This window comes from Sulfurovum sp. (assembly GCF_041551015.1).
GTDB lineage: Bacteria > Campylobacterota > Campylobacteria > Campylobacterales > Sulfurovaceae > Sulfurovum.
This window is the reverse complement of record NZ_JBFENQ010000087.1, coordinates 1-7,369: the sequence shown is the minus strand read 5'-3', so window position 1 is coordinate 7,369 and position 7,369 is coordinate 1. Positions and strand designations below refer to the sequence as shown.

10 protein-coding genes are annotated in these 7,369 nt (G+C 38.7%); 6 read left to right on the top strand and 4 right to left on the bottom strand.

Translation table 11 applies throughout. The features are described 5' to 3' along the window. Window positions 1–14 precede the first annotated feature (14 nt). The 4 genes from ABZC96_RS06720 to gspG form a co-directional block, all read right to left on the bottom strand. The gene (locus tag ABZC96_RS06720) at window positions 15–1,229 is read right to left on the bottom strand and encodes a type II secretion system F family protein (RefSeq protein WP_373029974.1); all 1,215 of its coding nucleotides are present in this window, start codon (window positions 1,227–1,229) and stop codon (window positions 15–17) included. Window positions 1,230–1,335: 106 nt separating this feature from the next. Further along, the gene (locus ABZC96_RS06715) at window positions 1,336–1,749 is read right to left on the bottom strand and encodes a hypothetical protein (RefSeq protein WP_373029972.1); all 414 of its coding nucleotides are present in this window, start codon (window positions 1,747–1,749) and stop codon (window positions 1,336–1,338) included. Then, complete coding sequence (locus ABZC96_RS06710; RefSeq protein WP_373029971.1) at window positions 1,746–2,294, bottom strand: prepilin-type N-terminal cleavage/methylation domain-containing protein; 549 nt, start codon at window positions 2,292–2,294, stop codon at window positions 1,746–1,748. Before ABZC96_RS06710 ends, ABZC96_RS06715 begins: the two co-directional genes overlap by 4 nt. 9 nt (window positions 2,295–2,303) lie before the next feature. Next, complete coding sequence (gspG, locus tag ABZC96_RS06705) at window positions 2,304–2,735, bottom strand: type II secretion system major pseudopilin GspG (RefSeq protein ID WP_373029970.1); 432 nt, start codon at window positions 2,733–2,735, stop codon at window positions 2,304–2,306. 71 nt (window positions 2,736–2,806) lie between these two features. Between gspG and ABZC96_RS06700 the strand changes: the two genes are divergently transcribed. The 6 genes from ABZC96_RS06700 to ABZC96_RS06675 all read left to right on the top strand — a co-directional run. Then, window positions 2,807–3,730 (top strand): hypothetical protein, encoded by a 924-nt coding sequence (locus tag ABZC96_RS06700; protein ID WP_373029968.1) that lies wholly within the window; start codon window positions 2,807–2,809, stop codon window positions 3,728–3,730. After that, window positions 3,717–4,643 carry a hypothetical protein gene (locus ABZC96_RS06695; RefSeq protein WP_373029975.1) on the top strand — a complete coding sequence of 309 codons (927 nt, stop codon included), beginning with the start codon at window positions 3,717–3,719 and terminating at the stop codon, window positions 4,641–4,643. Before ABZC96_RS06700 ends, ABZC96_RS06695 begins: the two co-directional genes overlap by 14 nt. Then, complete coding sequence (locus ABZC96_RS06690) at window positions 4,640–5,041, top strand: hypothetical protein (protein ID WP_373029967.1); 402 nt, start codon at window positions 4,640–4,642, stop codon at window positions 5,039–5,041. Before ABZC96_RS06695 ends, ABZC96_RS06690 begins: the two co-directional genes overlap by 4 nt. After that, window positions 5,029–5,544 (top strand): hypothetical protein, encoded by a 516-nt coding sequence (locus tag ABZC96_RS06685; protein WP_373029966.1) that lies wholly within the window; start codon window positions 5,029–5,031, stop codon window positions 5,542–5,544. Before ABZC96_RS06690 ends, ABZC96_RS06685 begins: the two co-directional genes overlap by 13 nt. After that, window positions 5,528–6,361, top strand: coding sequence for a PDZ domain-containing protein (locus ABZC96_RS06680; protein WP_373029964.1), 834 nt, complete (start codon window positions 5,528–5,530; stop codon window positions 6,359–6,361). The genes ABZC96_RS06685 and ABZC96_RS06680 overlap by 17 nt, the downstream gene beginning before the upstream one ends. Next, on the top strand, window positions 6,348–7,369 hold a 1,022-nt coding region (locus ABZC96_RS06675; protein ID WP_373029962.1), incomplete at its 3' end, for a secretin N-terminal domain-containing protein. The genes ABZC96_RS06680 and ABZC96_RS06675, both read left to right, overlap by 14 nt.

The following is a 7,369-nucleotide window of genomic DNA, read 5'->3' as shown; positions in this document are numbered from 1 at the left end:
TAATAGTTGGCATTTTATTGTAACCCTTGTGTCATAGTAAAGATAGGTAGAAGCATCGCTGCAACAATGACTCCGACAACCGCACCGATGAAGAGCATCATAAATGGCTCAAGTAACCCTAGAAGCAGTTTGAGTCTGTCTTCATTTTCTTCAGCATAAAGCATAGAGGTATTGTCTAGAATTTGGGCCACTTCACTGGACTCTTCTCCCAGGGCTAAAGATTGCATAAAGTTACGTTTGAGCTTTACTCCTTTTGACATTTGCAGTGCATTGGAGAGTTTATTTCCTTCAAGCACTTTAACGGATGCTTTGTCAAAGAGGTCACGAAGTCCATGGTTTGCGAAAGTGGCTTTGGCCAATTGTACGGCTTGTGCATAAGCAACACCTGAACCCAGCATGAGAGAGAGGATGTAGGAGAATCTTCCTAATTCATGGTTTTGGATCAGACTACCCAATACAGGCATCCTCAGCAACAATGAGTCTATGATACGATGAAAGGTGCCCACTTTTGCATAGAGGACCTTAAAGCCAATGATAACCAATATAATACTTACAATGATAGTGACATAATGCGTTGTCAAAAAGTCACTTAGCCCAAGTACAAATTGAGTGATAGGAGGAAGCTCCTGTCCTGTATCTTCAAAGATCGCCGTAATTTTTGGTACGACAAAAGCGATGAGAAAAGAGGTCATTCCTATGGCAACTGTAAAAATGATGGCAGGGTATGTCATGGCCCCTTTGACCTGTTTTTTTACTTTGTTTTGTGCGGAGAAAAAATTTCCCATATTGGTGAGTACTTCAACCATTTTCCCGCTTTGTCCTGCAACATTGAGACTTTGGAGAAAAAAGTCTGGCAAGGCATAGACCTTTTGTGCATTGAGTGCATTGTAAAGGGATTTTCCTTCATCGATCATTGTCTTAATTGAGTTAAGAAAAGAGACATATCGCTTTTCTCCTTCATGCTGATTCTCAAGCAGTTTGATTGCAGTGAGAATGGTCATGCCTGAATGGAGGTACGAAGAGAGTTCTTTGGAAAAAGTACTAAGAAGCTCCCCGGGCATTTGACGTTTGGAGAAGGCTTCGAGTGAAAACTCTTTTGTAGAGGTCAGCCCCTCATGATAGATATTTTGCGCACGAAGTTTCTGTCCTGCCTCTTCCACGGAACTTGCCGTAACAGTACCTTTGACTTTTTTACCTGTTTTGTCAAATCCTTTGTACTTAAAAAGCATCCGTGTATGTGTCCTTGCAGTAAATTATAAGTATTATAACTTTTTTAGCTGTATCTTGCTATATCTAAAGGTAAAGAGATTTGTAACATTTTAGTCTCTTTTTTTATCACAAAGGTCCCAGCTTAAAATGATAGTAGATAGAGGAGTGTTTGCCTTTTAGCATGACTTCATTGACCGTGGCGGAAGGAGCTCCCTGCTCTTCAAGAGGGATGATCTTTATCTCTTCAGGGATAAAGATATTTCTACTGTTTTCCTTTAAGATCTCACGACTTTTCAGCTCTTTGACTTTAAAAAACTTTTCCAAAATTTCATACGCGGTTTTATTGTCTTGATGATGTTGCAAGATAGTACTGTCCAGATAGAGTGAATCCTGTAAAGAGCGTTTATTTCTTTCAGTGAGATAGACGATCTGTTCCTGGTTACTTGTATGGAGCTTGAGTACAGGGATGATGGCAAGGGAAATGATGATCACAGAGATCAGGATTTCAATAATACTAAAGGCAGGTCGCAACTGTTTCAATAGAACTCTCCACTGTCAGATACTGTCATACTGTTTCTTAGCCAATACTCTTTTGCCTCTTCAGGGGAAGAAAATGCTTGAGGTTTCTCAAAAAAAGAAGGTAGAAAATAGCTTCCTTTGTCATTTTTTAAAATGATCTGAGTGGAACTTCCATTGTTGTAAAAATCCATGATCAAACAGATCTTTTTATCTTGGTATCTTCCGTATTCAATACGAGAGAGGGCATTATATTTGTCAATGGTATAGGCTTGCATACCTGTGAGGTCTATAGGACTTGTATACTCTTCAAACGCTGATGCAACCCCCTGTCTAAGATAACATGATCGGCACTCATCAACACAAAGCAGTGTGGCTTGTCCCTTGAAGAGTTCTGATGAGAGGATATTGGATTTAAGGTTAAGAGGGGTGAGGGCTTTTGGCTTCTTCTTGCCGATCTCAAAGCCCTCAAATCCAAGGAAATAGACAATAGAGACAAGAAGTATAACGATAAGGAGTTCTATGAGAGAGAACCCCTTTCTTCCTTCATATCTCTGGATATAGGACATAAAGAGTTCTTATTTGTTACATTCGCTAAACAGGATATCTCTATTACTCTCTTCTCCACCCTCTTTCCTGTCAGCGGCAAAAGAGATCAGTTCAAACTCTGATCCTTTGCTTATATAGACAAAAGGCGTTTTCCATGAGTCTTTTGGTAATTTTTTAAGATAAGGTTTTTCACGGTAGTTAGGGTATTTGTCTGGATCAGGGTTACTCAGAAGTGCTTCAAAGCCCTCTTCTGTTTCCGGGTAGGTCCCATTGTCAAGCTTGAACATGTCAAGTCTTTTTCCCAAGTCATTCATTTTTAAGCAGACAGTATCTCTTTTTGCTTCGTCTGCAGCATCCATAAGTCCAGGGGCCACAACAGCAACAAGTCCTCCAAGGATAACGATAACGATAAGTAATTCTATAAGAGAGAAACCGGCTCTTAGTGGTGCATTTTGTTTCATAGGAACCCTTTGGTTTTTTGGTATAATATTCACGTTTAATGTTACAAATTTTACTTTAATAGAGCTTTTAGATGGATAAAACCCAAAGTACCGGTATAGTTGTAAAAAACAGACAAGGTTTTGCCCTTATGATCACTTTGTCTGTTTTGTCTGTGATCATTGCATTAACGATGGTACTATTAAGTTATTTTGAGAAGGTACAACAGGATTCTGGTACCACAAAAGCACTTATACAAGCCAATGTATACTATACAAATATAACAAATATATTTCAAGCGTTTAAAGATAAAAAAACGCTCTTTTCTGTACTATATCAAACAGCACTCCCCTTGCATACACTAGATGATAAGTTTTCACTTGTTTTACAATGTGAACCTTTGTATAAAGGTGTCAATATCAATTGGCTGGGCTTAGAAAACGATAGTAAGAAAGCAGCATTGTATACAGTAGCACAGGATCTTTTTGAGATACTTGCGCAGGACTATAACATAGAAGATGCAGGGAGACTGCAAGAGATGCTGGTCGAAGAGATAGGGAGTTCGGGTTTGGCTGTATTAAAAGAGCAAAGCAGACTTCACCAAAAAAACGGTATTATATCCTATCAACAGTTCACAGCGTTAGTCAGTCGTTACCAGTTTGAGGTAGATGACTCCAATATAGGATCTGTTCCCTGGAAAAAGTATTTTAGCTTTTCTCCTGAAGCAGAAACGATAGATGGAGAATACAGTTCAGCTGAACTTATCTCCTATCTTTTTGAGATAGAACTATCAGCAGTTGAAGAGTGGGCATCTTTAATAGACAAGGGCACATTGGAAGACTTTGTACGTGAAAACGGTGGAGACTATGCCAAACGGAAAAGTATTTTGGCGGATAAAACATTCGTAGAGGCAGCAAAGTGCTCGGTAGGGTATGCTTTTGCAAAAGAACAATATAGATTTAGATTTGAATATATTCAGGGAGAGGCAAAACATTTTGAATTTTATGGCAAACAATAAAGATCTGATCCTTGCACATACCTCCATGAAGCCGGTGAACCTGTCACATGCAGTCAATGTCATGTTGCCGCCACAATTTTATACCCTTAAAAAAGAAGCATTACCTGTGAGATATGCCTACCAGGCTAAGCGTATTGCTCCATCACTTTTTGAGGGGTTGGTCGAAGAAGGTAGAGCGTATGAGTATATGGTTTGGAAAGAAGAAGAGGAGTGGGTTTTTCTTGCGTATGATATAGAAATGATCACGGCATTTTTACAGAGTAAAGGCTTTGCCCTGGAAAATGTATCTAAACTCTTTTTTGCCCAGCAGGCAGTGGAGCATTTCGACAAACCTCTCCTGTTAGGGGACAATGAAGCATTGGTGTCTTTGGATAAAATGGTAGTTGTGGTCCCAAGAAGTGCTTTAAGTGAAGAAGAGAGACCTGCCCTAGTGTTTGACAATAGTTTTACTCCTAAAAAGGGGATAACGCTACCAGGTACCTATGGTTCTGTGCTTACTGTGAAACAGGCTTCAATACTTGCTTCTATCTTTACGCTGTTTGCGTTAATATTCTTTGTCGAAGGATCTCGTTATAGCGCAAATGCCAAAGTGGGAGAAGCCCAGATACAAGAACTGCTTGAAGCCCATCCCTCTTTACAGAGTAAATATACGCGAGACAGCATAGTAACAAAATATAAAACGATAGATAGCGCAGAGCGAAACAAACGAGAAATCATTAAAATACTCTCAGGTATGATCTTTAAAGGGGTGACTCTTACGTCGTTAGAGTTAGACGAAAAGATGTTTAAAGTACAGTTTTCATGTAAAGATGCTCAAGTGGCAAAGCGAGTGAAAGCATTGGCGGAAAAAAACAAATGGAATACTTTGGCTATTGCAGGAAGCAATGACTTGAAGATAGAAGGTGCATTATGACTTGGAAACGATATCAAAATGAGTTGATAGCACTTATCGCCTTTGTTCTGATGCTTGGTGGATATGGATATAAAGCTGCACAAGTCTCTTCACAGGCAGAAATGATGGCCGGTACAAAGCACACTGTTGAAGAGATCAAAGAAGTGATAGCACTGCAAAAAATATGGTCAGATAAAAAGACTACCCAAAAAGTAGAGAAACTTCAGACGCTGATTCCCGCTTCTAAAGTACAGTGGAGCAGTAAAAGCAAAAAAGTGACTGCTAGTTATAAAGGTTTAAGTGCAACGGAGTTAAACAGCTTGGTGACAAAGATTTTAAATCTACCCGTAGAGATACAAAAGCTTAAAATTCAAAAGATAGCTTCATCTTATGATGTGGAGTTCAAATGCAAATGGTAAAAAAAGGCTTCATTGTACTTATGGCTGTATGGCTGAGTATACTTGTGCTTATGCCTAAGCGGGAGTTTTATTATAAGCTGGAAGAAGAGCTTGCCAAACATGAAATAAAACTCAATGAAGAGCAGGTAAGCGAAGGCTTTTTCTCTTTAGCTCTAAAACAGGTAACCGTTTATTTCAAAGGCATTAATGTAGCAACCATAGAAGAAGTGAATTTGTGTACGTTGCTTTTTTACAGCAGCTTAGAATTACGTTCGCTTCATATGGATGACTCTCTAAAAACAATGGTGCCTCAAGAAACACAAAAATTGCTCCTGTCACACTCTGTGCTTTCTCCTTTGGAGGTTTTTGTTGATGCAACCGGCTCATTTGGTATGATGACGGGCAAGATTGATCTAAGTGAGCAAAAAGTACGTTTGGATTTTAATGAGAGCAAAAATATAGAGATGTTAAAACCTCAGTTAAAAAAAGACGAAAAAGGATGGGTATATGAAACATCTTTTTAAACCGCAAGTCGTCAAAGGACTTTGGGCACTATTGATCTTATTGCTTGTGGTCAAATCCATTTGGTTTTTTGTTGAGGTTCTGTGGTTGCCGAAAATTGGAGTTGAACATATGGAAAAAAAAGGGGGCAAAGCACTTTACTATAGAGTAAAGCTAAGCCCAAATGAAGTAGCAGCACCAACAACAATCCAAGAACCGGTACAAACTGCGGGGAGCATTAAAGATATTAAGCTTCTAGCCATTTACAATGCTTCAGATATCACCGTGGTAACAGTAGAGCATAAACGGAAAACGAAAGTGCTTGCAAAAGGTGAAGAGATCAATGGATTTGTCCTTGAAGGGGCAGGAAGTAACTATGCCACCTTTAGTAAAAATGCCAAAATGTATAAGATCAATTTAATCATCAGTACAAAAGGGGATGATACTATCAAAAGTACTAAGTCTTCTTCCTCCTCTGTATCGACAGTAAATAAAGTTGAGGGTGATGTAGTTGACGCAGGTGACCATAAGATCATTGACAAATCATTAGTAGATCATTATGCTAAGAATATGGATGATATTTATAAAAATATCGGTATTTCAGAAGTAAAAAAAGGCAATGACCTGCAAGGTTTTCGTATCTCTTTTGTTCGCAAAGGGACACCTTTCGCAAAGCTTGGGGTAAAGAGAGGTGATGTCATCAAAGCTATTAACGGCCAAAAGATAGATAGCTACGATGCTGCTTTTGATGTGTATAAAAATATTTCAAATATCGATAACCTTACATTGGTCATCGAAAGAGGTAAAGAAGAAATGGAGTTAGAATATGAAGTTAACTAAAATTGTATTGAGTATATTGATGGTGTTGTCTGTAGGGTTGTATGCGGAAGAGGAAACAGTAGATGTAAACTTTCGTGATCTGAGTGTAAAAGATTTTGTTGAAATGGTCTCTAAAATTACACAGAGAAATATTTTGATCGATACAGATCTTAAAGGCAAGATCAACTTTGTTTCTACAAAACCTATTAAAAAGAGTTCTCTCTTCTCGTTGGCAAACTCTATCCTTGGAAGCAAAGGTTTTACAATCGTAGAACAAGGAGAGTACTATAAGATTGTAAAATCCAATGATGCTGCAGGAGAAGGACTTGACGTAAGCAGCAGTATCAAAGGCGATACAATGAAAACGGTGATGTTTCCATTAAAGAACTCAAATGCTGCAGTACTCCGTGCAAAGATCAAGCCGCTGCTTCATAAAAGTGCACAAGTGATCTCATTCAAGGAGAACAATGTCTTGGCAGTGACGGCAACGCCAAGAACTTTAGAATCAATTTCTAAGGTTATTAGGGCTGTTGAATCACAGGGTGAAAAAAAATCGGTTGTGATAAAGTTAAAAAATTCTATGGTAAAAGATGTCTACGCGAATGCCCAAAATATGGCAAAAAAGATCTTTCCTCAGACCATTGAAAGTGAAAAAGTCGATATATTTAAAGATGATGCAACAAACTCCATTATTCTTGTTGGTAATAGTGATAATAACAGCCGTATGATCAAGTATATCAAGCAATTGGACATTAAGGGTGAGAGTACAACGCAGCAAATGTATGTCATAAGGTTACAAAACTCTAATGTCGAAGAAATGGAAAAGATCATGAGTCAACTGATCTCTCAAATGAACAATGTAGCCGTGAAAGCACCTGCAAAAGGGGCAAACCCCCCAACTAAAGCCATGGTGGTCTCTGACATTGAAAGAAATGCACTGATCTTGCTTGCCACGGCAGAACAGATGAAGAACATCAGAGATACGATAAGAAAGATCGATATTCCTAAAGTGCAGGTGTATGTGAAAGC

What these genes read in the sequence shown, in the direction of transcription:
- ABZC96_RS06720 (WP_373029974.1), bottom strand. Translation starts at nt 1,229, where the DNA reads ATGCTTTTTAAGTACAAAGGATTTGACAAAACAGGTAAAAAAGTCAAA.
- ABZC96_RS06710 (WP_373029971.1), bottom strand. Translation starts at nt 2,294, where the DNA reads ATGTCCTATATCCAGAGATATGAAGGAAGAAAGGGGTTCTCTCTCATA.
- gspG (WP_373029970.1), bottom strand. Translation starts at nt 2,735, where the DNA reads ATGAAACAAAATGCACCACTAAGAGCCGGTTTCTCTCTTATAGAATTA.
- ABZC96_RS06700 (WP_373029968.1), top strand. Translation starts at nt 2,807, where the DNA reads ATGGATAAAACCCAAAGTACCGGTATAGTTGTAAAAAACAGACAAGGT.
- ABZC96_RS06695 (WP_373029975.1), top strand. Translation starts at nt 3,717, where the DNA reads ATGGCAAACAATAAAGATCTGATCCTTGCACATACCTCCATGAAGCCG.
- ABZC96_RS06690 (WP_373029967.1), top strand. Translation starts at nt 4,640, where the DNA reads ATGACTTGGAAACGATATCAAAATGAGTTGATAGCACTTATCGCCTTT.
- ABZC96_RS06685 (WP_373029966.1), top strand. Translation starts at nt 5,029, where the DNA reads ATGCAAATGGTAAAAAAAGGCTTCATTGTACTTATGGCTGTATGGCTG.
- ABZC96_RS06680 (WP_373029964.1), top strand. Translation starts at nt 5,528, where the DNA reads ATGAAACATCTTTTTAAACCGCAAGTCGTCAAAGGACTTTGGGCACTA.